The 24,270-nt window shown below is 49.4% G+C and carries 16 protein-coding genes, 1 tRNA gene, 3 rRNA genes and 2 pseudogenes; 15 read left to right on the top strand and 7 right to left on the bottom strand.

Going from position 1 to position 24,270, the window contains the following annotated elements:
* Nucleotides 1–121: 121 nt before the first annotated feature.
* On the top strand, nt 122–1,114 hold the full coding sequence (gene asnA, locus SFA31_RS03355) for an aspartate--ammonia ligase (protein ID WP_322836699.1): 993 nt from the start codon (nt 122–124) through the stop codon (nt 1,112–1,114).
* A 6-nt stretch (nt 1,115–1,120) separates the two neighbouring features.
* On the opposite strand, the gene viaA is transcribed toward asnA, so the two are convergent.
* Both viaA and ravA read right to left on the bottom strand, forming a co-directional pair.
* The gene (gene viaA / locus SFA31_RS03350) at nt 1,121–2,572 is read right to left on the bottom strand and encodes an ATPase RavA stimulator ViaA (protein ID WP_322836698.1); all 1,452 of its coding nucleotides are present in this window, start codon (nt 2,570–2,572) and stop codon (nt 1,121–1,123) included.
* A complete protein-coding gene (gene ravA, locus SFA31_RS03345; protein WP_322836697.1) occupies nt 2,566–4,062 on the bottom strand; it encodes an ATPase RavA in 1,497 nt (498 codons plus the stop codon). The genes viaA and ravA overlap by 7 nt, the downstream gene beginning before the upstream one ends.
* Before the next feature lie 228 nt (nt 4,063–4,290).
* On the opposite strand from ravA, the gene kup reads away from it, so the two are divergent.
* From kup to rbsR, 7 genes are all read left to right on the top strand, one after another.
* Nucleotides 4,291–6,159, top strand: coding sequence for a low affinity potassium transporter Kup (gene kup / locus SFA31_RS03340; RefSeq protein ID WP_322836696.1), 1,869 nt, complete (start codon nt 4,291–4,293; stop codon nt 6,157–6,159).
* Nucleotides 6,160–6,836: 677 nt separating this feature from the next.
* Nucleotides 6,837–7,256 carry a D-ribose pyranase gene (rbsD, locus tag SFA31_RS03335; RefSeq protein WP_322836695.1) on the top strand — a complete coding sequence of 140 codons (420 nt, stop codon included), beginning with the start codon at nt 6,837–6,839 and terminating at the stop codon, nt 7,254–7,256.
* A gap of 7 nt (nt 7,257–7,263) precedes the next feature.
* The gene (rbsA, locus tag SFA31_RS03330; RefSeq protein ID WP_322836694.1) at nt 7,264–8,778 is read left to right on the top strand and encodes a ribose ABC transporter ATP-binding protein RbsA; all 1,515 of its coding nucleotides are present in this window, start codon (nt 7,264–7,266) and stop codon (nt 8,776–8,778) included.
* The gene (gene rbsC / locus SFA31_RS03325; RefSeq protein WP_322836693.1) at nt 8,775–9,743 is read left to right on the top strand and encodes a ribose ABC transporter permease; all 969 of its coding nucleotides are present in this window, start codon (nt 8,775–8,777) and stop codon (nt 9,741–9,743) included. The genes rbsA and rbsC overlap by 4 nt, the downstream gene beginning before the upstream one ends.
* A 21-nt stretch (nt 9,744–9,764) precedes the next feature.
* On the top strand, nt 9,765–10,655 hold the full coding sequence (gene rbsB / locus SFA31_RS03320; protein WP_322836692.1) for a ribose ABC transporter substrate-binding protein RbsB: 891 nt from the start codon (nt 9,765–9,767) through the stop codon (nt 10,653–10,655).
* Nucleotides 10,656–10,711: 56 nt separating this feature from the next.
* On the top strand, nt 10,712–11,641 hold the full coding sequence (gene rbsK, locus SFA31_RS03315; protein WP_322836691.1) for a ribokinase: 930 nt from the start codon (nt 10,712–10,714) through the stop codon (nt 11,639–11,641).
* A 4-nt stretch (nt 11,642–11,645) separates the two neighbouring features.
* The gene (gene rbsR, locus SFA31_RS03310) at nt 11,646–12,638 is read left to right on the top strand and encodes a ribose operon transcriptional repressor RbsR (RefSeq protein WP_322836690.1); all 993 of its coding nucleotides are present in this window, start codon (nt 11,646–11,648) and stop codon (nt 12,636–12,638) included.
* On the opposite strand, the gene mdtD is transcribed toward rbsR, so the two are convergent.
* Together mdtD and SFA31_RS03300 are read right to left on the bottom strand one after the other, a co-directional pair.
* Complete coding sequence (mdtD, locus tag SFA31_RS03305; protein ID WP_322836689.1) at nt 12,635–14,029, bottom strand: multidrug transporter subunit MdtD; 1,395 nt, start codon at nt 14,027–14,029, stop codon at nt 12,635–12,637. The two genes, rbsR and mdtD, sit on opposite strands and share 4 nt — an antisense overlap.
* Before the next feature lie 17 nt (nt 14,030–14,046).
* On the bottom strand, nt 14,047–14,742 hold the full coding sequence (locus SFA31_RS03300; protein WP_322836688.1) for a FadR/GntR family transcriptional regulator: 696 nt from the start codon (nt 14,740–14,742) through the stop codon (nt 14,047–14,049).
* 461 nt (nt 14,743–15,203) lie between these two features.
* Between SFA31_RS03300 and SFA31_RS03295 the strand changes: the two genes are divergently transcribed.
* The 4 genes from SFA31_RS03295 (at nt 15,204) to rrf (ending at nt 20,308) form a co-directional block, all read left to right on the top strand.
* A 16S ribosomal RNA gene (locus SFA31_RS03295) occupies nt 15,204–16,745 on the top strand.
* Between the two features lie 171 nt (nt 16,746–16,916).
* Nucleotides 16,917–16,992: transfer RNA gene (locus SFA31_RS03290), tRNA-Glu, on the top strand.
* 190 nt (nt 16,993–17,182) lie between these two features.
* A 23S ribosomal RNA gene (locus SFA31_RS03285) occupies nt 17,183–20,093 on the top strand.
* A gap of 99 nt (nt 20,094–20,192) precedes the next feature.
* Nucleotides 20,193–20,308 (top strand): 5S ribosomal RNA (gene rrf / locus SFA31_RS03280).
* The 16S, 23S and 5S rRNA genes sit together here with 1 tRNA gene alongside, the layout of an rRNA operon.
* Before the next feature lie 133 nt (nt 20,309–20,441).
* Here the strand turns inward: rrf and SFA31_RS03275 are convergent.
* The 3 genes and pseudogenes from SFA31_RS03275 to mobA form a co-directional block, all read right to left on the bottom strand.
* Nucleotides 20,442–20,861 carry a hypothetical protein gene (locus tag SFA31_RS03275; protein WP_322836687.1) on the bottom strand — a complete coding sequence of 140 codons (420 nt, stop codon included), beginning with the start codon at nt 20,859–20,861 and terminating at the stop codon, nt 20,442–20,444.
* 241 nt (nt 20,862–21,102) lie between these two features.
* Nucleotides 21,103–21,612: pseudogene (mobB, locus tag SFA31_RS03270) on the bottom strand (molybdopterin-guanine dinucleotide biosynthesis protein MobB); the annotation flags it as partial.
* A gap of 15 nt (nt 21,613–21,627) precedes the next feature.
* Nucleotides 21,628–22,206, bottom strand: a pseudogene (gene mobA, locus SFA31_RS03265) (molybdenum cofactor guanylyltransferase MobA); the annotation flags it as partial.
* Nucleotides 22,207–22,275: 69 nt separating this feature from the next.
* Here mobA and SFA31_RS03260 point away from each other — a divergent pair.
* From SFA31_RS03260 to dsbA, 3 genes are all read left to right on the top strand, one after another.
* The gene (locus tag SFA31_RS03260; protein ID WP_322836686.1) at nt 22,276–22,545 is read left to right on the top strand and encodes a YihD family protein; all 270 of its coding nucleotides are present in this window, start codon (nt 22,276–22,278) and stop codon (nt 22,543–22,545) included.
* A 75-nt stretch (nt 22,546–22,620) separates the two neighbouring features.
* Nucleotides 22,621–23,607, top strand: a complete 987-nt coding sequence (locus SFA31_RS03255) for a serine/threonine protein kinase (RefSeq protein ID WP_322836685.1) — start codon at nt 22,621–22,623, stop codon at nt 23,605–23,607.
* Between the two features lie 25 nt (nt 23,608–23,632).
* Complete coding sequence (gene dsbA, locus SFA31_RS03250) at nt 23,633–24,256, top strand: thiol:disulfide interchange protein DsbA (protein ID WP_322839278.1); 624 nt, start codon at nt 23,633–23,635, stop codon at nt 24,254–24,256.
* Nucleotides 24,257–24,270: the final 14 nt, after the last annotated feature.

The raw sequence follows: 24,270 nt of genomic DNA, 5'->3' as shown, positions 1-24,270 counted from the left end.
ATTAAATTTTCGCCGTATATATTACATGAATAAAACATGATAAGGCTTTTTTATTGATAGATATTGAATATGGAGGCTTTTATGTTGCTTAATCACTTCATCACAGACTGGAGTGCACAGAATGAAAACGACATACATCACAACGCAGCGTCAGATTAGTTTTGTTAAATCTTATTTTTCTCGCCAGTTAGAGAGTGAGCTTGGTCTCATTGAGGTACAGGCGCCGATACTAAGCCGGGTTGGCGATGGAACGCAGGACAACCTTTCTGGGCATGAAAAGGCGGTACAGGTGCGGGTTAAGGCCTTGCCTGAAGCGCAGTTTGAAGTTGTTCATTCTCTGGCAAAATGGAAGCGAAAAACGCTCGGTCAATATGATTTCAGCGCGGGAGAAGGTATTTACACGCATATGAAAGCCCTGCGTCCGGATGAAGATCGTTTGTCGCCGATACATTCAGTTTATGTCGACCAGTGGGACTGGGAACGCGTGATGAGCGATGGTGAGCGGCATCTGGCATCTCTTAAAAGCACGGTCAAAAGCCTCTGGAAAGCCATTAAAGCGACGGAACAGGCCGTGGCTGAGGAGTATGGGCTGACCCCTTTCCTGCCCGAGCAAATTCATTTTGTACAAAGTGAAGATTTACGTAGCCGCTTTCCTGATCTGGATGCGAAAGCGCGTGAACGGGCGATTGCCAAAGAGCTTGGCGCCGTCTTTTTAATTGGTATTGGCGGTAAATTAGGTGATGGCGAATATCACGACGTGCGTGCGCCTGATTACGATGACTGGAGTACGCCTTGCGATGACGGCTACTGCGGTTTAAACGGCGATATTCTGGTATGGAACCCGGCCCTTGAAGATGCTCTGGAGCTTTCTTCTATGGGGATTCGCGTGGATGCCTCTACCCTGAAGCGCCAGTTAGCGCTTACCGGTGATGAAGATCGAATGAAACTGGAGTGGCATCAAAGCCTGATTAACGGTGAAATGCCGCAAACTATCGGCGGGGGAATTGGGCAATCTCGCCTGACCATGCTTTTGCTTCAATTACCGCACATTGGGCAGGTTCAGTGTGGCGTTTGGCCAGCCTCTGTCAGCCAGAGCGTAGGGCATCTGCTGTAATTATCTTTAACGCCGCCAGCGCCTTAGCAGGCGGCTACGCATTCCGGTATCAAAGCGCCAGATGTGATCGAAAATACGTAAGATACCGGGTTTGCCGTGTTGTGACATAGCGACAGCGTGAAAGCGGTGCGCTTCACGCTGCTGGAGCCGCTTGATTTGTTCAATGGTTTCATCCGGCAGGCGCTGCCCAATAAAATCTGAAATCACGACGGTATCCGCGTCGCGCCAGTCGACTTCCTGTAATTTTTCAGCCACGTGGCGCAAACAGCCAGCGATGTCAGTACCGCCGCGGAAACGTTGACTCAAAAAACGCACTGCCGCTTCTAAACCGCCATTACTGCTAACGTCATAGCGTATAACTTCGCTGGAAAACAGCATAATAAAGCAGCGGCGATTATCTGCCAGCGCTACCCGTAAGAGTGCCAGACAAAATGCCTTCGCACAGCGTTCGTTAAATCCCCCCATTGAGCCGGAAGTATCCACGCAAACGACGAAAGGCCCGCGAGGCTGCTCTTCAACATCCTGATGAACGATGGGGCGTTCGCTGATTTTTTCCCGCCAGGCCTCTCCGTGCAGACGATAAGTTAACAGCTGCTTCTCCGCCAGGCGGCGATAAAATTCATATTCCAGATCATCGATTCCGAGCGCTGCCAGTTCGGTTGGCAACAGGCGAAGGATGTCATCCCCATGCTGCAGGCCATCAACCTGTTCAGGCACGCTTTCTGGTTCGCGCACTAACTGACGCCATAATTCGGTTGGTGCATCCTTTTTAGGGATTGATTTTGCGGCTCTCGAACGCCCCAGTTGTTCCGCTAACTGCATTAATTCAGGCTGTGCCTGTAAAAATTCACCGTATTTAACGATGAGCTGGTAGTCTCCGCGCTGCAAATGGCCAGCGCTCATATCCCACAGGCGCCCCGCTGCGTTTTCGTTACTGATAAATACCGGTTCTAGCTGACCGCCAATTTCCATACGCTGCTGGATATCCGCCATAAGCTGTTCGCGTTCATCTTCCAGCAGCTGTTGGTTCAGCGTGGTAGCCTGCACGATTAAACTCAGGCGCCAGCGTTGAAGAAATAAAGTGTGCAAGGCAGCGGTAAACTGCGGGTTTTCAGCCACTAGCACATTAGCCTGCGGGAAGAAGGGGGAGCGAGTTTCCTCCAGCAGCGCCAGCGTATTAGACAGGCGTGAAATAAAAGCCGATTCCGGGAGGATTTGGCACGCCTGGTATTCGCGAATTTCTCGCTCCAGTTCTGGCGGTATGTGGATATCGCGCCTGCGTTGTTGAAGCTTTTCGCGCCAGCGTGGAATGTCGCGCATCATTGCCTGTTTAAGGCGGGGATATTTTTCAAAAAACACCACTAACTGAGGGGCAGCCATTAGCGTGACAAGAATATCTTCGATTAGCTTACCTTCGCTAATCCCTAATATTGAGTCGAGCGCGGCGAGACTTAACATTGCCTCGCCTGCTTTATTTGAGCGGCTACCGCCTGAAGGCTTTCCTCAATGCGTCCCAGCCATTCATTTTCAACGAACAGACACTTTTGTTGTTCGCTGAAGCGCTGATGCTGCTGGCGCCAGTCGTTATTCAGAGTTTCTAGCTGGTGGGCTATTTCAACCGGCATGGCACTCTGGCGGGTGCCGGGAAGCGCCAGTAACGTGCCCTGCAGGCTGACGTCTCGAATAACCAGGTGCTGGCCGCCGTCAACTTCCATATTTAGCGGTTGCGCGTAGCCAATACCGTTTAATTTACCGCGGATTTCGCCGCCTTTTTGCAACCACTGTTCAAGGGAGGTTCGCGCTATTTCGATATGAATTACTTCTATATCATGCAGAATAAGCGGTTTTAATAGCAATAATGTTAGATTATCACCCTGCAGCGAGTCTGGCAGCGTATAGTGCGGCCTGCGGCTAAACATGCTGCCCAGACGCTCGACGCGTAATGCGTCGCGATCGCTTTGTTGTTGCAGTAATTGAAGCTTTCTTTGTTGTATAACACCGAGTTGCATCACCATCGCTTTTTGTTGCCAGGCATACTCGGTCATCAAAATACCCATCTGTTCAGCCAAAACTTGCATGGCGTTAATGTCATGCCACAAACAGTCTTTTAATAGAATTAAATCAATTGGCTCTACGGTATCACGGCCGCAAAAAAAGGCGCTCGCCTGCAGCAGGCGTACCGCCTTTTTCCACCGTCTGTCGGAAATATACGGAGCCTGCTGCTGCTCATCTAACATCTCTCGTAACCTGAAGATAAGTTCAAATACCGCCTGAGGAAGAGTGATTCGGCTAATCTCACTTTGCCAGCGCTGATATTCTTCATCGCTAATTTGCAGTGCGCCAGGAACCGGGTTTTCGTTTTCATCTCGCTGGTTAGTGAGCATGGCGTGAAAATTATGTTTTTCCTGAACGCGCTCCAGCCAAAGGCGAATAAGCATGCGGTCGTAAAGCGCTTCCAGGCTGCTGTCTGCTTCTGGTAGTTCATTTGAGGCAGTAACCAGAAGGCGCATTGGTATCGTTTCTTCACGCGCACCATTTCTGAAGCGGCGTTCATTGATGGCGGTGAGAAGCGTATTTAATATTGCGGGACCGGCTTTCCAGACTTCATCTAAAAAAACGATTTCTGCTTCCGGAAGATAACCTGCCGTCAGGCGTTCATATCGGCCTTCGTCCTTTAATGCCTGAATAGAAAGCGGGCCAAACACCTCTTCCGGAGTGGAAAATCGCGTCATCAGGTATTCAAATGCGCGGGCGTTGCTAAAAGCGAATTTTAACCGGCGCGCGATCAGGCTTTTGGCAATCCCTGGCGGGCCTAGCAGAAAAACGCTTTCTCCGCACAAAGCGGCCAGAAGGCACAGGCGTACGACATGGCTTCGTTCGAATAGCCCTGCCTCTAGCGCCTGGCTGAGACGAGAGATTCTTTCTGCCAGTAAAGCGGATTGCGCCATAATGAATCTGTATCCTTACCTGGTTGAATGTACGCTAAAAAGGCGAGTATAAAGGTTTCCTTCGTCTGGCGATAATGGCCTGAGGTGCGGTCTTCGTTTCCTTGATGCAGGTTAACTCTGCTGGCGCCAGGAGTATGTTTTTTTTCCTAATCGTGCATACTGTGCGCTTTTCGTGGCTGTATAAGCAGGCGCGTAATCGATAATCAGTATCTAAATAAATATTAGCCTATGAGCACTGACAATAAACAACCATTGGCCGCAGTCACGCTGGCGGCGATTGGCGTTGTATACGGGGATATTGGCACTAGTCCGCTATATACCCTGCGTGAATGTTTATCTGGCCAGTTTGGTTTTGGCGTTGGACGAGATGCGGTGTTTGGTTTTTTGTCGCTGATTTTCTGGCTACAAATCCTGGTGGTTTCCGCAAAGTATCTCTCTTTTGTTATGCGTGCGGATAACGCCGGTGAAGGAGGGATCCTCACGCTTATGTCTTTGGCTGGAAGAAATACGCCGGCCAGGGTAACTTCTATTCTTGTCATTATGGGGCTTATTGGCGGCAGCTTTTTTTATGGTGAAGTGGTCATTACACCCGCTATTTCGGTGATGTCTGCTATCGAGGGGCTGGAGATTGCCGCTCCGGCGCTGGATGCATACATTGTTCCTCTATCTATTGCTGTCTTAACGCTGCTGTTTGTTATTCAAAAACACGGTACAGGCATGGTCAGTAAGCTTTTTGCGCCAATAATGTTGTTATGGTTCCTGTCGCTGGCGGTTCTGGGGATCCGCAGTATTATGGGAAACCCTGACGTTTTGCGGGCGCTGAATCCAGTCTGGGCCGTTCATTTTTTTATTGAGTACAAATCAATTTCTTTTGTCGCGCTCGGCGCTGTCGTGTTGTCGATTACCGGCGTAGAGGCGCTATATGCTGATATGGGGCATTTTGGTAAATTGCCTATTCGCGTCGCCTGGTTTTCCGTCGTGCTGCCTTCGCTGGCGCTAAATTACTTCGGGCAAGGGGCTCTGTTATTAAAAAATCCGGAGGCGATTAAAAACCCCTTCTTTTTGCTGGCGCCAGACTGGGCATTAATCCCTCTGTTGATTTTGGCGACGCTGGCGACCGTTATTGCGTCTCAGGCCGTGATTTCTGGCGTATTTTCATTGACCCGACAGGCTGTCAGGCTTGGTTATCTGTCGCCAATGCGGATAATTCATACTTCTGAGCGAGAGTCCGGGCAGATTTATATACCGATGGTTAACTGGTTGCTTTACGCAGCCGTTGTCATGGTTATCGTCAGTTTTGAGCATTCCAGTAACCTTGCCGCCGCTTATGGTATTGCCGTAACGGGAACGATGGTGTTGACGTCAATATTGTCATGTACCGTTGCGAGAAAAAATTGGCACTGGAATAAATATCTGGTTCTGCTTATTTGTATTGGTTTCTTATTCATTGATATTCCATTGTTTTTGGCTAATGTCCAGAAAATATTCTCCGGTGGTTGGCTGCCGCTATGCCTGGGTTTTATCATGTTTATTATTATGACGACCTGGAAAAGTGAACGGTTTCGCCTGTTGCGCCGTATGCATGAGCACGGAAATTCACTGGAGGCGATGATTGCGTCGCTGGAAAAATCGCCGCCGGTACGGGTATCCGGTACCGCGGTATATATGTCACGTGCGCTGAATGTCATACCTTTTGCCTTGCTACACAACCTTAAACATAACAAGGTGTTGCATGAGCGGGTCATTTTGTTAACGCTACGCACTGAAGATGCACCTTACGTGCATAATGTTCGTCGCGTATCTATTGAACAACTTTCTCCTACATTCTGGCGCGTCGTTGCCAGATACGGCTGGCGTGAAACGCCGAATGTTGAAGAGGTATTTCATCGCTGTGGGCTGGAGGGGCTTAATTGCCGCATGATGGAGACCTCTTTCTTTATGTCTCATGAATCGTTAATTATTGGCAAACGGCCATGGTATCTTCGTTTGCGTGGCAAGCTTTTTATGCTGTTGCAACGAAATGCGTTACGGGCGCCGGATCAGTTTGAGATCCCGCCTAATCGCGTAATTGAACTGGGAACCCAAGTAGAGATTTAATGCCTGCAAGGGACAGACTTATATAAAAAAGGCGCGAAATGAGCGCCTTTTTTCTTATGACGATACCTCATGTTCCATGGATGTAGTAAACGTCAGGTATTTATGCCATATCATTTTATAAATGTTCCCGTGCACTCTAAAAAAATATTTTTTAGAGAATAGAATTATTATATTTCTTAGGGTGAATGTGTGATTTTAAGACTGAAGAGTTCTAAAATAAAAATGTAGAAATAATTACTACATTACTATTTTTATATAGCATAAATTCAGATTGGTTATATCGGTTGTCATAATATTTTATGAGACAGTGTTTTCGTTTAAAAGCTGATTATGTTAAGTGATGCCGTAATATTAATATACTCGATTAAAAATAGCATCGATGTTTAAACTATTCCCATTATGGGGATTTATAAAAACTATGTTATCGCTTTTAAAAAATTACGTCATTATGATATTTAACGCTGCCTCAAAACAGGAGGTTCTTTAGTGAGCCTTTAAAGGGTTCGCTAACTGCTGTGATTACTTATAGCTGAATCGATAAGGCTTGATTTACGTTGTTATTGCTGTGCGAAACGTTTCGATGGCGATCACATTTCTATGCCGTTCTGATTGTTTCCGTAATCTTTAGGCGCCTAAACTTGCCAATAGCGAAACGTTTCGCTATTGGAGTATATATAATGAAAAAAGGTGCTTTACTTAATGCGGACATATCCTCCGCCATTTCGCGACTAGGCCATACGGATACCCTGGTTGTGTGCGATGCGGGGCTTCCTATACCTTCCGGGCCGCAGCGTATTGATATTGCGCTTACTCAGGGGATCCCCGCATTTATGCAGGTCCTAAACGTGGTTACCCAAGAAATGCAGGTTGAAGCAGCCATTCTGGCATCAGAAATAAAACAACATAACTCAGATTTACATGATGCTATTTTATCGCATATCGATGCTCTACAGCGGCATCAGGGGAATATTATTAAGGTAAGTTATATCTCGCATACTCAATTTAAACAGCAAACGGCGTGCAGTCGGGCGATTGTACGTAGCGGTGAATGCACACCATTTGCAAATATTATTTTGTGTGCAGGCGTAACTTTTTGAGGTTGTTATGAATGCTCTATTACAACTCAAAGGTATAGATAAAGCTTTTCCAGGAGTAAAAGCGCTTTCCGGCGCATCGCTAAATGTCTATCCTGGACGAGTAATGGCGCTGGTGGGTGAAAACGGTGCCGGAAAATCGACCATGATGAAAGTACTGACCGGCATTTATAATAAAGATGCGGGATCGCTGCTTTGGTTAGGTAATGAAACGCAATTTTCTGGCCCTAAATCCTCGCAGGAAGCGGGGATCGGTATTATTCATCAGGAACTCAATCTTATTCCTGAACTCACTATCGCAGAAAATATCTTTTTGGGGCGCGAGTTTGTTAATCGTTTTGGTCGTATTGTCTGGAAAAAAATGTATGCGGAAGCCGACAGGCTTCTGAAAAAATTAAATCTTCGTTTTTCAAGCCATCGTCTGGTTGGTGAGCTTTCTATTGGCGATCAGCAAATGGTTGAAATTGCCCGCGTGCTGAGCTTTGAATCTAAAGTCATTATTATGGATGAGCCGACGGATGCGCTTACGGATACCGAAACGGCCTCGTTATTTCGTACTATCCATGAACTAAAAGCTCAGGGCTGCGGTATTGTCTATATCTCGCATCGTATGAAAGAAATTTTTGATATTTGCGATGACGTAACGATATTTCGCGACGGGCAGTTTATAGCTGAGCGCGCGGTCTCCGATCTCACGGAAGATTCCCTGATTGAAATGATGGTAGGACGCAAACTGGAAGACCAATATCCCCATTTGGATAAAGCGCCCGGTAAGGTGCGGCTTAAGGTTGAGCGTATATCTGGCCCCGGTATTGATGAGATTAGCTTTACCTTAAAAGAAGGTGAAATACTGGGTGTGTCCGGGCTTATGGGAGCAGGACGCACCGAGCTGATGAAAGTGCTTTACGGCGCGTTGCCACGCTCGGCGGGATATGTAGCGCTTAATGGGCGGGAGGTTGTGACGCTTTCTCCTCAGGATGGGCTAGCGAACGGTATTGTTTATATCTCTGAAGATCGAAAACGCGATGGGCTGGTGCTGGGCATGTCGGTGAAGGATAATATGTCACTCACGGCATTGCGCTATTTCAGCCATGCAGGCGGCAGGTTAAAGCAAAAAGAAGAGGCGCAGGCAGTACAGGATTTTATTCGTTTATTTAACGTGAAAACGCCGTCAATGGAGCAGCCCATCGGGTTGCTTTCCGGCGGCAATCAGCAAAAAGTCGCGATTGCTCGCGGGTTAATGACACGACCACAGGTATTAATCCTCGATGAGCCGACCCGCGGCGTTGATGTGGGAGCGAAAAAAGAGATTTACCAGCTTATTAATCAGTTCAAGGCTGAAGGTTTAAGCATCATCCTGGTCTCCAGTGAAATGCCAGAGGTATTAGGGATGAGCGATCGCATTATTGTAATGCATGAAGGCCGTATCAGCGGCGAATTTACTCGCGAACAAGCAACCCAGGAAGCGCTAATGGCGGCGGCCGTGGGGAAACTACATCGTGTGGAGCAGGAGCGACAAGAATGAGTACTAATGCCCAAACCCTCCCGAGCCGTCGCTGGTTCAGTAAAGCGTGGTTGATGGAACAAAAATCGCTAATAGCGCTATTAGTGCTAATTGTGATTGTCTCAACGCTTAGTCCCAACTTTTTTACTCTTAATAATCTGTTCAATATTCTCCAGCAAACATCGGTCAACGCCATCATGGCCGTTGGGATGACGTTAGTTATTTTAACGTCTGGTATCGATTTATCGGTAGGCTCATTACTGGCATTAACCGGCGCGGTCGCTGCGTCTATCGTTGGATTTGAAGTTAATGCGCTGGTAGCCGTTGTCGGCGCGCTGGCGCTGGGTGCTGCAATCGGGGGCGTAACGGGAGTCATCATCGCTAAAGGCCGCGTCCAGGCGTTTATTGCAACGCTGGTAATGATGCTCCTGCTGCGCGGCGTGACCATGGTTTATACCGATGGTAGCCCTATTAGTACGGGATTTACTGATAATGCAGACCTGTTTGGCTGGTTTGGTATCGGGCGTCCTCTAGGGATACCAACGCCGGTGTGGATTATGGCGCTGGTATTTCTGACGGCGTGGTATGTGCTGCATCACACTCGGCTGGGGCGCTATATCTATGCGCTGGGCGGAAATGAAGCCGCCACCCGCCTGTCAGGCATCAGCGTAGATAAAATCAAAATTATCGTTTATTCATTGTGTGGGCTGCTTGCGGCGCTGGCGGGCGTGATTGAAGTTGCCAGGCTTTCGTCCGCTCAGCCTACGGCGGGCACCGGCTATGAGCTGGATGCGATAGCGGCCGTAGTTCTCGGCGGTACCAGCCTGTCTGGCGGTAAAGGCCGCGTCATTGGCACACTTATCGGCGCGCTGATTCTGGGTTTTTTAAACAATGGCCTGAATTTATTAGGCGTTTCCTCCTACTATCAGATGATCGTAAAAGCAGTCGTTATACTGCTGGCGGTACTGGTAGATAACAAAAAGTAGTGATTACAGGACTCCTTACCTATGAATATGAAGAAACTGGCTACCTTAATATCTGCCGTTGCGCTGAGCGCGACGGTAAGTGCAAACGCGATGGCGAAAGAAACGATCGCGCTGGTTATCTCGACGTTGAATAACCCCTTCTTCGTTACATTAAAAGATGGCGCACAAAAAGAGGCCAATAAGCTGGGTTATAACCTGGTTGTTCTGGACTCACAAAATAACCCGGCGAAAGAGCTGGCGAACGTACAAGATTTAACCGTACGTGGCGCTAAACTGATGCTGATTAACCCCACCGATTCCGACGCTGTCGGCAATGCGGTTAAAATGGCCAATCAGGCTAATATTCCTGTGATTACCCTGGATCGCCAAGCCGCTAAAGGCGAAGTAGTTAGCCATATCGCCTCGGACAACGTGGCCGGCGGGAAAATGGCCGGAGATTTCATTGCTAATAAACTGGGCGAGGGCGCGAAAGTCATCGAACTGCAGGGGATCGCAGGAACCTCCGCCGCGCGCGAACGCGGTGCCGGCTTCAAACAGGCCGTCACAGCGCATAAATTCAGTATTTTAGGTAGCCAGCCTGCGGACTTTGATCGCACTAAAGGGTTGAATGTGATGCAGAATTTAATGACAGCGCATTCTGATGTACAGGCTGTATTTGCGCAAAATGATGAAATGGCGCTGGGCGCACTGCGTGCGCTGCAAACGGCGGGCAAAGGCGATGTGATTGTGGTTGGATTTGATGGTACTGCGGACGGCATTAAAGCCGTGCAGAGCGGTAAAATGGCGGCCACTGTTGCTCAACAGCCCGATCAGATAGGCGTCATTGGCATAGAAACGGCGGATAAAGTCCTCAAAGGGCAGAAAGTGGATGCTAAAATCCCCGTCGATCTGAAACTGATAACAAAAGAGTAACCTCGATTTTATGCTTTTTGCGCCGCCGCGGGCGGCGCTACCAACGGATATTCCTTATGAAAACCTCAGGCCAACTTGTTGTGCTCGGTAGTATCAATGCCGACCATATTCTTAATCTCGATCGCTTTCCTGCTCCGGGAGAGACCTTAACCGGACGTCGCTATAAAATCGCTTTTGGCGGTAAAGGGGCAAATCAGGCCGTAGCCGCAGGGCGCAGCGGAGCGGATATCGCGTTTATTGCCTGCGTCGGTGATGACGATACGGGGGAAAGAATACGTCAACAACTGGCCGATGATCGTATTGATACCGCTCCGGTAAGCGTGATCCCCGGTGAAGCGACCGGTGTGGCGCTCATTTTTGTTAATGCGAGCGGCGAGAACTTTATTGGGATCCACGCGGGAGCGAATAGCCGCTTAACGCCGGATTTGGTTGAAGCTAACAGCGAGAGTATTGCCCGGGCGGAAGTATTATTAATGCAGTTAGAAACGCCTATTGAAAGCGTACTATGCGCTGCGCGCATTGCGCGAATGCATAATACGCGAATTGTGTTAAATCCTGCACCAGCCTGTGCCTTACGCGATGAAATGCTGTCACTTATCGATATCATCACGCCTAATGAAACTGAAGCCGGGGTACTAACGGGAATTAACGTTAGCGATGATGAAAGCGCGGCTCGCGCAGCGCAAATATTACATGAAAAGGGCATTTCGACGGTGCTTATCACCTTAGGGCGTCGAGGCGTCTGGCTCAGTGAACGCGGACAGGGGTTGCGCATTCCGGGGTTTACTGTGGATGCCGTTGATACAATTGCCGCAGGGGATACCTTTAATGGTGTGCTGGTTACCGCGCTCCTGGAAGGCAAAGAGATGCCTGACGCCATACGCTTTGCGCATGCGGCGGCGGCGATTGCCGTAACGCGAGAAGGGGCGCAGCCTTCGGTGCCGTGGCGTGAAGAAATTGAGGCGTTTCTAAAGCGTCAGGAATAGCTACATGGCTACTATGAAAGATGTCGCCCGGCTGGCGGGAGTTTCAACCTCGACGGTGTCGCATGTAATTAACAACGACCGCTATGTCAGCGATGCAATACGTGAAAAAGTAGAGGCGGCAATAGTCACGCTAAATTATGCGCCTTCTGCTGTAGCCCGAAGCCTGAAAATTAATCAAACGCATACGATAGGGATGCTGATCACGGCCAGCACAAATCCCTTTTATTCTGAGTTAGTGCGCGGCGTTGAGCGCAGTTGTTTTAATCGCGGCTATAGCCTGGTTTTATGCAATACCGAGGGCGATGAACAGCGTATGAATCGCAGTCTGGAAACGCTGTTGCAGAAGCGAGTAGATGGTGTTTTATTGCTGTGTACTGAAAACCATCGGCCGTCGCCGTTGATGATAAAACGTTACCCTGCTATCCCGACGGTAATGATGGACTGGGCACCTTTTGACGGCAATTGCGATCTTATTCAGGATAATTCGCTGTTAGGGGGCGATATCGCAACCCGGTATCTCATTGAGAAAGGGTATACCCGAATAGCCTGTATCACCGGGCCTTTGGATAAAACGCCCTCGCGCTTGCGGCTGGAAGGATATCGAAAGGCGATGGCGCGCGCAAAGCTTCCTATTCTCTCTGGCTATGAAATTGTCGGTGATTTCGAATTTGCCGGTGGAGAAGCTGCAATGCAGGCGCTTCTGGCGCTAGATTCGCCGCCACAGGCGGTGTTTAGCAGTAATGATGCAATGGCGCTAGGCGCTTATCAGGCTCTGTGGCGCGCCGGGCTTCGTGTGCCGCAGGATATGGCGGTTGTAGGGTATGACGATATTGAACTGGCGCGTTATATGACGCCGCCGCTTACAACCGTACACCAGCCTAAGGATGAATTAGGCGAACTGGCGCTGGAAGTGCTTATTCAACGTATGGCCTGCCGGGATTTAGGCCAGCAGCGCCTGCAACTATCGCCAGCGCTGGTGGTCCGAGACTCAGCTTAACCTTTTTGACGGTCAGATATCAGATGATGGCCATCTTTTGGTCGTAATAATAAATAAACCATCGCGGAGAGGGCGGTGACAACCCCCATCGTAATGAACGTATGATGAAATTGCGCCACCATCGCGTTAGGTTCTATGCTTTCATAAAACCGCAGTACGGCTGCGCTAACGGCGACTCCGAGACTAATAGAAAGCTGTTGTGTAACGGCCAAAACGCTATTGCCGCCGCTGGCATGTTCATCGGTTAAATCAGCCAGCGTAATCGTATTCATGGCCGTAAATTGGGTAGACATGGCCATGCCGAGAATAAATAGTGGAATAAGAAGTAGCCAGAATTCAGTATGTGCCGTTTGCAAAGCAAACTGCGCGATCATTATCCCAATGAAAAGCGTTATACCAATAAGCGTGCGACGATAACCAAACTGGCGCAGAACTTGAGTAACCGTTGATTTGGCAATAATTGAACCAAGAGCCGTTGGCGCCATCATGCACCCTGCGATAATTGCACTATAACCAAAACCGACCTGTAGCATGAGCGGCATAAGAAAAGGAACGCAGCCGGTACCTAAACGCGAAGCGATGTTCCCAAGGATACCAACTGAAAAGGTGCGAGTTTTAAATAGCGGTAATGCAATCAGCGGATTTGGATTACGGTGAGCGTGTCGAACATATAACAATAATAAAATAATCCCGGCCACAATCACGGATAGCGCAATTCCTGTGGTAACAATGTGTTCGCCAAAAAGCTCCATGCCGCAGGATATCAGCACCAGACTTAAGCCAAATAGCGTAAACCCACGCATATCAAATTTGCGGCGAGGCGTAGTGAAATTTGGCATATATTTTCGTGCGTACAGAAGCCCGAATAGACCAATCGGAATATTAATTAGGAATATCCAGTGCCAGCTAGCCCAGGTGACTAAAATACCGCCTAGCAGCGGCCCTAAAATTGGCCCTACCAATCCTGGCATTGTGACGAAGTTCAAAACGGGAAGTAGCTCGCTACGAGGGTAAGCGCGTAGTAAAGCCAGTCGGGCTACGGGCATCATCATTGCGCCGCCAATGCCTTGCACAATGCGAAAAAGCACTAACTCTCCGAGCGTACTTGAAAGCGCACAGGCCAGGGAGCCTAAAGTAAAAAGCGCGACGGCAAGCATAAACACGCGTCTTGTTCCGTATCTGTCCGCTAGCCAACCGCTTGCAGGGATAAGCATAGCAACTGTGAGCGTGTAGCTAATAATTGCTGATTGCATAGCCAGCGGTGAGCGTTGAAGGCTATGTGCTATAGCAGGTAACGCCGTGTTTAAAATAGTGGCGTCCAAAGCTTGCATAAAAAAAGCCATGGCTGCTATCCATGGCAAACCAGACATACTACGGGCTGTTCGGGTCATACTTATCCGTTTATCGATTAGGAAGGTATTGGGGCATTTAGTAATGCCTCGCAGGCTTTTTGCGCTGCTTTACTTTTTCCCTGCATGATAGCGTCCACTACTTGCTGGTGAAGGTCGAGTTTAATAACTTCGTTATGAGTAATAGAAGAAAAGTAGCTGTAATAAATAGAGCGCAGTAAATTAGCAAATGATGAAAGAAAAGGGTTATTACTCATTGTGTATATTTGTTCATGGAAGGCCATATCATTTTCGACCCACGCTTCGCGATCAAAATGTCGAGCAAGTTCATGCATTTGCACCATGATTTTATTTAATTCATTTTTTTGGTCCTGAGATGCATTAGCTGCGGCCAGAGCACATGCCTGGGGTTCTAAAGCGTGGCGCAACACCAGGAAGGAATCAACAATGTCATTAAAATTCTCTACGCTTAGCCACCAGGATAACAATTCCTGATCGAGAAAATTCCAGTTACTTTGTGGCATTACACGTGTGCCTATACGAGGGCGAGGCAGTAACATTCCTTTTGCCGCTAGCGTCTTCACGGCTTCCCTAACGGCGGTACGGCTAACGCTAAATTGCTCACATAGCTCAATTTCACCAGGTAAAATACTGCCGGGAGCATACTCGCCCTGAAAAATTTGTCGGGCTAGCTTTTCAGCCAGAACCCATGAGAGATTCTTTTGGGCGGCAAGTTGTTGAGCGGATAATGACATTGACAGGATTCCTTAGCGCAGTCTGTGCATAGCGTAGTATGCCATTCGTTTAGAGTATGTGATGAATAAAACGGCAAATTTTGGCAGAACTGATGCTTTTTTCCGTAGTGCGTTCTAAAAATAACCAGTTAAGATTTTTTTTGAAATAAGGGCTTGCCAGCGGCTCAATAGTCCCTATAATGCGCCTCCACTGACACGGCACAGAGGCTGAAAAGTCGCCGGCTCAGGCGGGATAAAGCATAAATAATTGCTTGACTCCAAAGCGGAAAAGCGTAACATACGCAGCCCGCGCCGCAGAGAACTTGCGGCACTGCTCTTTAACAATTTATCAGACAATCTGTGTGGGCACTCGAAAGCACTGATATCAACGTCTTCGGACGAAAAATGATTATCAAGTCTCAAGAGTGAACAACAGTTAATTCATTACGAACTAACAGTTTAATTCTTTGAGCATCAAACTTTAATTGAAGAGTTTGATCATGGCTCAGATTGAACGCTGGCGGCAGGCCTAACACATGCAAGTCGAGCGGCAGCGGAAAGAAGCTTGCTTCTTTGCCGGCGAGCGGCGGACGGGTGAGTAATGTCTGGGGATCTGCCCGATGGAGGGGGATAACCACTGGAAACGGTGGCTAATACCGCATAACGTCGCAAGACCAAAGTGGGGGACCTTCGGGCCTCACGCCATAGGATGAACCCAGATGGGATTAGCTAGTAGGTGGGGTAAAGGCTCACCTAGGCGACGATCTCTAGCTGGTCTGAGAGGATGACCAGCCACACTGGAACTGAGACACGGTCCAGACTCCTACGGGAGGCAGCAGTGGGGAATATTGCACAATGGGGGAAACCCTGATGCAGCCATGTCGCGTGTATGAAGAAGGCCTTCGGGTTGTAAAGTACTTTCAGCGGGGAGGAAGGCTGATGGCTTAATACGCCATCAGATTGACGTTACCCGCAGAAGAAGCACCGGCTAACTCCGTGCCAGCAGCCGCGGTAATACGGAGGGTGCAAGCGTTAATCGGAATTACTGGGCGTAAAGCGCACGCAGGCGGTCTGTTAAGTCAGATGTGAAATCCCCGGGCTCAACCCGGGAACTGCATTTGAAACTGGCAGGCTTGAGTCTCGTAGAGGGGGGTAGAATTCCAGGTGTAGCGGTGAAATGCGTAGAGATCTGGAGGAATACCGGTGGCGAAGGCGGCCCCCTGGACGAAGACTGACGCTCAGGTGCGAAAGCGTGGGGAGCAAACAGGATTAGATACCCTGGTAGTCCACGCCGTAAACGATGTCTACTTGGAGGCTGTGGTCATGAACCGTGGCTTCGGGAGCTAACGCGTTAAGTAGACCGCCTGGGGAGTACGGCCGCAAGGTTAAAACTCAAATGAATTGACGGGGGCCCGCACAAGCGGTGGAGCATGTGGTTTAATTCGATGCAACGCGAAGAACCTTACCTGGTCTTGACATCCACAGAATTCTCCGGAGACGGAGAAGTGCCTTCGGGAACTGTGAGACAGGTGCTGCATGGCTGTCGTCAGCTCGTGTTGTGAAATGTTGGGTTAAGTCCCGCAACGAGCGCAACCCTTATCCTTTGTTGCCAGCGATTCGGTCGGGAACTCAAAGGAGACTGCCGGTGATAAACCGGAGGAAGGTGGGGATGACGTCAAGTCATCATGGCCCTTACGACCAGGGCTACACACGTGCTACAATGGCGCATACAAAGAGAAGCGACCTCGCGAGAGCAAGCGGACCTCATAAAGTGCGTCGTAGTCCGGATCGGAGTCTGCAACTCGACTCCGTGAAGTCGGAATCGCTAGTAATCGTGGATCAGAATGCCACGGTGAATACGTTCCCGGGCCTTGTACACACCGCCCGTCACACCATGGGAGTGGGTTGCAAAAGAAGTAGGTAGCTTAACCTTCGGGAGGGCGCTTACCACTTTGTGATTCATGACTGGGGTGAAGTCGTAACAAGGTAACTGTAGGGGAACCTGCGGTTGGATCACCTCCTTACCTGAAGATACGGTCTTTTGCAGTGCTCACACAGATTGTCTGATGAAAGAAAAGAAGCAAGGCGTTTACGCGTTGGGCGTGAGTAAGGGCGGGATATAGCCGTTCGCTTTCTGTTAACGAAAGCTCACCCTACACGAAAATGTCACACAATGTGTGGCAGACAATTTTCGTGTCCCCTTCGTCTAGAGGCCCAGGACACCGCCCTTTCACGGCGGTAACAGGGGTTCGAATCCCCTAGGGGACGCCACTTGCTGGTTTGTGAGTGAAAGTCACCGGCCACTGTATCTCAAAGCTGATTTTGCCGTGAAGGCGGAGTCAGGTCTGAGATATTTGCTCTTTAACAATCCGGAACAAGCTGAAAATTGAAAATCCATAAACGGAATAACCGTTTAATGGGTCTCTCAAGCCTGCAGTCCGAAGACATCTTCGGGTTGTGAGGTTAAGCGAATAAGCGTACACGGTGGATGCCCTGGCAGTCAGAGGCGATGAAGGACGTGCTAATCTGCGAAAAGCGTCGGTAAGCTGATATGAGGCGTTATAACCGACGATGTCCGAATGGGGAAACCCAGTGCAATTCGTTGCACTATCATTAACTGAATCCATAGGTTAATGAGGCGAACCGGGAGAACTGAAACATCTAAGTACCCCGAGGAAAAGAAATCAACCGAGATTCCCTGAGTAGCGGCGAGCGAACGGGGAAGAGCCCAGAGTCTGAATCAGCGGGTGTGTTAATGGAACGGTCTGGAAAGTCCGGCGATACAGGGTGACAGCCCCGTACATGAAAATGCACCTGTTGTGAGCTCGATGAGTAGGGCGGGACACGTGGTATCCTGTCTGAATATGGGGGGACCATCCTCCAAGGCTAAATACTCCTGACTGACCGATAGTGAACCAGTACCGTGAGGGAAAGGCGAAAAGAACCCCGGCGAGGGGAGTGAAACAGAACCTGAAACCGTGTACGTACAAGCAGTGGGAGCCTTCCTTTATGGAGGGTGACTGCGTACCTTTTGTATAATGGGTCAGCGACTTATATTCTGTAGCAAGGTTAACCGAATAGGGGAGCCGAAGGGAAACCGAGTCTTAACCGGGCGCTAAGTTGCAGGGTATAGACCCGAAACCCGGTGATCTAGCCATGGGCAGGTTGAAGGTTGGGTAACACTAACTGGAGGACCGAACCGACTAATGTTGAAAAATTAGCGGATGACCTGTGGCTGGGGGTGAAAGGCCAATCAAACCGGGAGATAGCTGGTTCTCCCCGAAAGCTATTTAGGTAGCGCCTCGTGAATTCATCTCCGGGGGTAGAGCACTGTTTCGGCTAGGGGGCCATCCCGGCTTACCAACCCGATGCAAACTACGAATACCGGAGAATGTTATCACGGGAGACACACGGCGGGTGCTAACGTCCGTCGTGAAGAGGGAAACAACCCAGACCGCCAGCTAAGGTCCCAAAGTCATGGTTAAGTGGGAAACGATGTGGGAAGGCCCAGACAGCCAGGATGTTGGCTTAGAAGCAGCCATCATTTAAAGAAAGCGTAATAGCTCACTGGTCGAGTCGGCCTGCGCGGAAGATGTAACGGGGCTAAACCATGCACCGAAGCTGCGGCAGCGACACTATGTGTTGTTGGGTAGGGGAGCGTTCTGTAAGCCGTCGAAGGTGGACTGTGAGGTCTGCTGGAGGTATCAGAAGTGCGAATGCTGACATGAGTAACGATAAAGCGGGTGAAAAGCCCGCTCGCCGGAAGACCAAGGGTTCCTGTCCAACGTTAATCGGGGCAGGGTGAGTCGACCCCTAAGGCGAGGCCGAAAGGCGTAGTCGATGGGAAACAGGTTAATATTCCTGTACTCGGTGTTACTGCGAAGGGGGGACGGAGAAGGCTATGTTAGCCGGGCGACGGTTGTCCCGGTTTAAGTGTGTAGGTGTGTGGACCAGGCAAATCCGGTCTGCTTTAACGCTGAGGCACGATGACGAGTCACTACGGTGATGAAGTAACAAATGCCCTGCTTCCAGGAAAAGCCTCTAAGCATCAGGTAACATCAAATCGTACCCCAAACCGACACAGGTGGTCAGGTAGAGAATACCAAGGCGCTTGAGAGAACCCGGGTGAAGGAACTAGGCAAAATGGTGCCGTAACTTCGGGAGAAGGCACGCTGGCGCGTAGGTGAAGTCACTTGCTGACGGAGCTGAAGCCAGTCGAAGATACCAGCTGGCTGCAACTGTTTATTAAAAACACAGCACTCTGCAAACACGAAAGTGGACGTATAGGGTGTGACGCCTGCCCGGTGCCGGAAGGTTAATTGATGGGGTTATCGCGTTGCGAGAAGCTCCTGATCGAAGCCCCGGTAAACGGCGGCCGTAACTATAACGGTCCTAAGGTAGCGAAATTCCTTGTCGGGTAAGTTCCGACCTGCACGAATGGCGTAATGATGGCCAGGCTGTCTCCACCCGGGACTCAGTGAAATTGAACTCGCTGTGAAGATGCAGTGTACCCGCGGCAAGACGGAAAGACCCCGTGAACCTTTACTATAGCTTGACACTGAACACTGGTCCTTGATGTGCAGGATAGGTGGGAGGCTTTGAAGTGTGGACGCCAGTCTGCACGGAGCCATCCTTGAAATACCACCCTTTAATGGCTGGTGTTCTAACGCAGGCCCGTAATCCGGGTCGCGGACAGTGTCTGGTGGGTAGTTTGACTGGGGCGGTCTCCTCCCAAAGAGTAACGGAGGAGCACGAAGGTGGGCTAATCCTGGTCGGACATCAGGAGGTTAGTGCAATGGCATAAGCCCGCTTGACTGCGAGAGTGACGGCTCGAGCAGGTGCGAAAGCAGGTCATAGTGATCCGGTGGTTCTGAATGGAAGGGCCATCGCTCAACGGATAAAAGGTACTCCGGGGATAACAGGCTGATACCGCCCAAGAGTTCATATCGACGGCGGTGTTTGGCACCTCGATGTCGGCTCATCACATCCTGGGGCTGAAGTAGGTCCCAAGGGTATGGCTGTTCGCCATTTAAAGTGGTACGCGAGCTGGGTTTAGAACGTCGTGAGACAGTTCGGTCCCTATCTGCCGTGGGCGCTGGAGAACTGAGGGGGGCTGCTCCTAGTACGAGAGGACCGGAGTGGACGCATCACTGGTGTTCGGGTTGTCATGCCAATGGCACTGCCCGGTAGCTAAATGCGGAAGAGATAAGTGCTGAAAGCATCTAAGCACGAAACTTGCCCCGAGATGAGTTCTCCCTGAGACTTAAAGTCTCCTGAAGGAACGTTGAAGACGACGACGTTGATAGGCCGGGTGTGTAAGCGCAGCGATGCGTTGAGCTAACCGGTACTAATGAACCGAGAGGCTTAACCTTACAACGCCGAAGGTGTTTTGAGGGGTTGAGAGTATTTTCAGTTTGTGACGGATAAGACCCGTGGCGGCGCGAGAGTGCGGCGGCGGGTGACAGAATATGCCTGGCGGCGACAGCGCGGTGGTCCCACCTGACCCCATGCCGAACTCAGAAGTGAAACGCCGTAGCGCCGATGGTAGTGTGGGGCTTCCCCATGCGAGAGTAGGGAACTGCCAGGCTTTTATACAGGAAGAACCCCGGTCATCTGGCCGGGGTTTTTTTTATGCGAAAAACAGCGCGATACCGGGCCCGGCCACATCCGGACAGGCTCACGCCGTAAGCCCCGCGGCCGGTAGCCGCACTGGCCGGTTATCACTGCGCCGGATTATGTTTATCCTGTTTATCCTGTTTATCCTGTTTATCCTGTTTATCCTGTTTATCCTGTTTGCCCTGCCACTGACCGCGTCTGAGGGTAAAATAATATCTGCCCCCTGACGCCTGCGGCGCCGGCCCGCCGCCGTAATGCTTTAGCCTGACGCCGTCGCAATGAGCCAGAATATCACCGCGTGTTTGCGCCGGGCGCGGCTTTGCCTGGGTAACCGCCCGCCGGCCCGCGCAGTGTTTACCGGCTGCGGGAGAGGCGCCGCGGGGCGGTGATCCCGGCAATTTCCCCGCAGCGGACGCGCGGCTATTCTGCCACGCCAGCGGAACGGCCGCTGTCGCAGGCCCTGCGGCCTTTACTGAATGCCGGACCATAACGTCACGCGCCCGGCCGCGCATCTCACATGCCATCCATCCCGTCCGGCCAGCGCAGGCAGCCCTTTTTCATAACCCTCAGCGCAAAAGCGATGGCGTATCTCCGTATCAGCAGCAAAATGCCGCTAACCTGCCTGAAACTTTTTCACTTATCCGATCCCGCCTGCGCTATCTGGTATCTAGATGGGCTCTTAGAGACCATTTATTCTGCTGGTAATAAATAGATATCACCTGTTAATAAAATACGCTGATGGCATCTGGGTTCAGATTGATTTCATTATGACGGTACTTTCAGTTGTTTCTCTAGCCAGGATAAAATGAAACGGGCAATTTCTGCAGGCGCATTTAAATCCAGCAGCGGGACTGGGCTTTCGAAATACGTATCGCTGGCGATGGCGATAGTATATTGATCAATAGGTAAATCCCTGCTGTCGTATCTATGCGCTGCCCGATAAAGAAGAATTTTTGGGATAGTTTCTTGCTTAAAGCCTTCTACAAGTATGAGATCGAGAAAGCGATGATCCATCCTTTGAGATAAGTAATGCAAATTCAGGGCCGGGATATCCGGTGTTTCAGTCATCAAAGCCCAGCGTTTATCACTCGCAACCAAAGTTTGATGTGCCCCGGCGTGCCGCAATTCATAACTGTCTTTTCCCGGTGTATCGACGTCCATATCATGATGCGTATGTTTTATTAAACCTGCCCGGACACCAGCCTGTTGTAATAATGGTATTAACTGTTTTAGTAGCGTTGTTTTTCCTGTGCCGCTCCAGGCAGCAATGGCTAATAAAGGAGCGTAACAACGCTTCTCTCTGCATTGAAGATCGTCTGGCGTATTAATATTGATAAAGCAGATTGCGCTATCCTGGAAGGTTACTGCATGGCCTCCCGCTTTGCGTAAAAAATCCATAACCCGACGCTCATCTGCTGCCAGGTATTGATGTAATGCCGGGGCTAACCGCCGATGCATAAGTACAATAGCTGGATGATCTTTATTGCCATCATGTACCCAAACGGCGGGGGCTTTGTTGCGCTCCCGCCATAAAGTTGCTGCGAGGGAGTTTGGAATAGCGGGCGTATCGCAGGGGCAAAATAAAAACCATTCATGCTCTAATTGCTGCATCACACTGAGCATGCCGGCAAGCGGCCCCGGATAATCGGGTAAAGAATCAGCTACTACTTTTAGGCCACTTTTCGCATACTCAGCAAAATTACGATTTGCACTAATGACTACCTGCTCGACCTGTGGATATAATTTTTCATAAACGCAGTTCCATAACGGTTTGCCATTGAGTAGAAGCAGCCCTTTATCTTTGCCTCCCATGCGTGTAGCACGCCCCCCAGCTAAAATAACGCCGCATGCGGATATCTGCTTTGTCATGATTATCGCCTCTTTTAATGTGGGTTTGAGCCTGTTAACGTGTCTACATCGAGATAAAGGAGCTCAACTATGAAATGTAAACGTCTTAATGAGGTTATTGAACTTCTTCAGCCAGCCTGGCAGAAGGACCCCGATCTTAATCTCATGCAATTTTTGCAGAAACTGGCGCAGGAGTCAGGCTTTAAAGGCGAGCTCACAGATTTGACGGATGATATTCTAATTTATCACCTTAAAATGCGCGGCTCTGCAAAAGACGCAGTCATACCAGGCTTGCAAAAAGACTATGAAGATGACTTTAAAACAGCATTACTTAAAGCCCGCGGCGTCATTAAAGAGTAAAACCTTGTAAGCGAATCAACGCAAAAGCATATGAAATGTTATCCTAAGTAGCTATTACCGTTAGCGGATATTGTTATGACGGATAGCGCGTTTCACTTTCAGACATTAAAACCGGAAACCATACTGGATGCTCTTTTTGAGCAGGGAATTCGTGTGGAATCCGGTTTAACCCCACTCAATAGCTTCGAAAATCGTGTCTATCAGTTTCAGGATGAAGAGCGTCAACGTTATGTAGTGAAATTCTATCGCCCTGAACGCTGGCATGCTGATCAAATTGAAGAAGAACATCAATTTACACTTAATTTGCAGAAAAATAATGTTCCTGTTGCTGCTCCTATTGTGTTGAGCCAGCAGACGTTGTTTAACTATCAGGGGTTTTTATTTGCTGTTTTTCCGAGTCTTGGCGGTCGGCAATATGAAACAGACAACATTATACATATGGAGTCCGTTGGACATATTTTGGGGCAGATCCATCAAATTGGTCGCCAGCAACTTTATCAGCAGCGGCCAAACATGGGGATGCAGGAATATCTGTACCAGCCACGTGAATTATTTGATGCATCGGCCTTGATTCCTTCAGTGCTTAAGACGGATTTTCTAAATAGTGTGGATAAGCTGACTCAGATAGTTGAGGAACGCTGGAAGGATTTGCCTGGCTTTTTGCGGCTGCATGGTGACTGCCATCCCGGTAACATACTGTGGCGTGATGGGCCGCTTTTTGTTGATTTTGATGATTCCAGAAATGGCCCAGCGGTACAGGATCTCTGGATGCTGCTTAATGGCGATAAGGCCGAACAGCGGATGCAACTGGAAGCGATTATTGAGGCTTATGAAGATTTTACGCCATTCAATATTAAAGAGCTGGCTTTGATTGAGCCTCTTCGCGCTATGCGAATGGTTTGGTACCTTGGCTGGATTTTACGACGCTGGAGCGATGCCGCTTTTCCTGGCAGTTTTCCCTGGATTAAGGATGAAGATTTCTGGCGAAGACAAACGGCTACCTTCAACGAACAGATTAGAGTTTTACAGGAACCCCCTTTACAACTAACACCGATGTATTAATGCAATATTCAGGAGAGAATGAGTGATGAAAAAAATTTTGATGGCGCTGGCTGGTATGATTCTGGCATTTAGTGCTTCTGCAGCGCAAATCACCAATGGCAAACAATATACAAGTTTGGATAAACCTGTAGCAGGAGAGCCTCAGGTATTGGAGTTTTTCTCTTTTTATTGCCCGCACTGTTATCAGTTTGAGGAAATGTTGCATGTTTCTGACAACGTAAAAAAGAAACTGCCGCAGGGTGTGAAAATGACCAAATATCACGTTGAGTTCCTTGGTCCTTTAGGGAAACAGTTAACTCAGGCGTGGGCGGTAGCCATGGCGCTGGGTGTTGAAGATAAGATTACCGCCCCGATGTTTGAAGCTATTCAAAAAACACAGACGGTCAACAACGTTGCGGATATTCGTAAAGTCTTTATTGATGCGGGTGTTAAAGCGGAAGAATATGATGCGGCCTGGAATAGCTTTGTGGTTAAGTCACTCGTTGCACAGCAGGAAAAAGCGGCTTCCGATCTGCAGTTACAGGGCGTGCCGGCCATGTTCGTTAATGGCAAATATATGCTAAACCCGCAGGGTATGAATACTGATGATATGGACAGTTTCCTGCAGGAATACGCTAATACCGTAAAATACCTGGTTGAGAAAAAATAATTAAAACCTGAGGT

The sequence above is a fragment of the Erwinia sp. HR93 genome (assembly GCF_034555055.1).
Lineage (GTDB): Bacteria > Pseudomonadota > Gammaproteobacteria > Enterobacterales > Enterobacteriaceae > Apirhabdus > Apirhabdus apintestini.
Note: the sequence above shows the minus strand (reverse complement) of the source record. Positions and strands in the feature narration are given on the sequence as shown.

What these genes read in the sequence shown, in the direction of transcription:
- asnA (WP_322836699.1), top strand. Translation starts at nt 122, where the DNA reads ATGAAAACGACATACATCACAACGCAGCGTCAGATTAGTTTTGTTAAA.
- viaA (WP_322836698.1), bottom strand. Translation starts at nt 2,572, where the DNA reads ATGTTAAGTCTCGCCGCGCTCGACTCAATATTAGGGATTAGCGAAGGT.
- ravA (WP_322836697.1), bottom strand. Translation starts at nt 4,062, where the DNA reads ATGGCGCAATCCGCTTTACTGGCAGAAAGAATCTCTCGTCTCAGCCAG.
- kup (WP_322836696.1), top strand. Translation starts at nt 4,291, where the DNA reads ATGAGCACTGACAATAAACAACCATTGGCCGCAGTCACGCTGGCGGCG.
- rbsD (WP_322836695.1), top strand. Translation starts at nt 6,837, where the DNA reads ATGAAAAAAGGTGCTTTACTTAATGCGGACATATCCTCCGCCATTTCG.
- rbsA (WP_322836694.1), top strand. Translation starts at nt 7,264, where the DNA reads ATGAATGCTCTATTACAACTCAAAGGTATAGATAAAGCTTTTCCAGGA.
- rbsC (WP_322836693.1), top strand. Translation starts at nt 8,775, where the DNA reads ATGAGTACTAATGCCCAAACCCTCCCGAGCCGTCGCTGGTTCAGTAAA.
- rbsB (WP_322836692.1), top strand. Translation starts at nt 9,765, where the DNA reads ATGAATATGAAGAAACTGGCTACCTTAATATCTGCCGTTGCGCTGAGC.
- rbsK (WP_322836691.1), top strand. Translation starts at nt 10,712, where the DNA reads ATGAAAACCTCAGGCCAACTTGTTGTGCTCGGTAGTATCAATGCCGAC.
- rbsR (WP_322836690.1), top strand. Translation starts at nt 11,646, where the DNA reads ATGGCTACTATGAAAGATGTCGCCCGGCTGGCGGGAGTTTCAACCTCG.
- mdtD (WP_322836689.1), bottom strand. Translation starts at nt 14,029, where the DNA reads ATGACCCGAACAGCCCGTAGTATGTCTGGTTTGCCATGGATAGCAGCC.
- SFA31_RS03300 (WP_322836688.1), bottom strand. Translation starts at nt 14,742, where the DNA reads ATGTCATTATCCGCTCAACAACTTGCCGCCCAAAAGAATCTCTCATGG.
- SFA31_RS03275 (WP_322836687.1), bottom strand. Translation starts at nt 20,861, where the DNA reads ATGGCATGTGAGATGCGCGGCCGGGCGCGTGACGTTATGGTCCGGCAT.
- SFA31_RS03260 (WP_322836686.1), top strand. Translation starts at nt 22,276, where the DNA reads ATGAAATGTAAACGTCTTAATGAGGTTATTGAACTTCTTCAGCCAGCC.
- SFA31_RS03255 (WP_322836685.1), top strand. Translation starts at nt 22,621, where the DNA reads ATGACGGATAGCGCGTTTCACTTTCAGACATTAAAACCGGAAACCATA.
- dsbA (WP_322839278.1), top strand. Translation starts at nt 23,633, where the DNA reads ATGAAAAAAATTTTGATGGCGCTGGCTGGTATGATTCTGGCATTTAGT.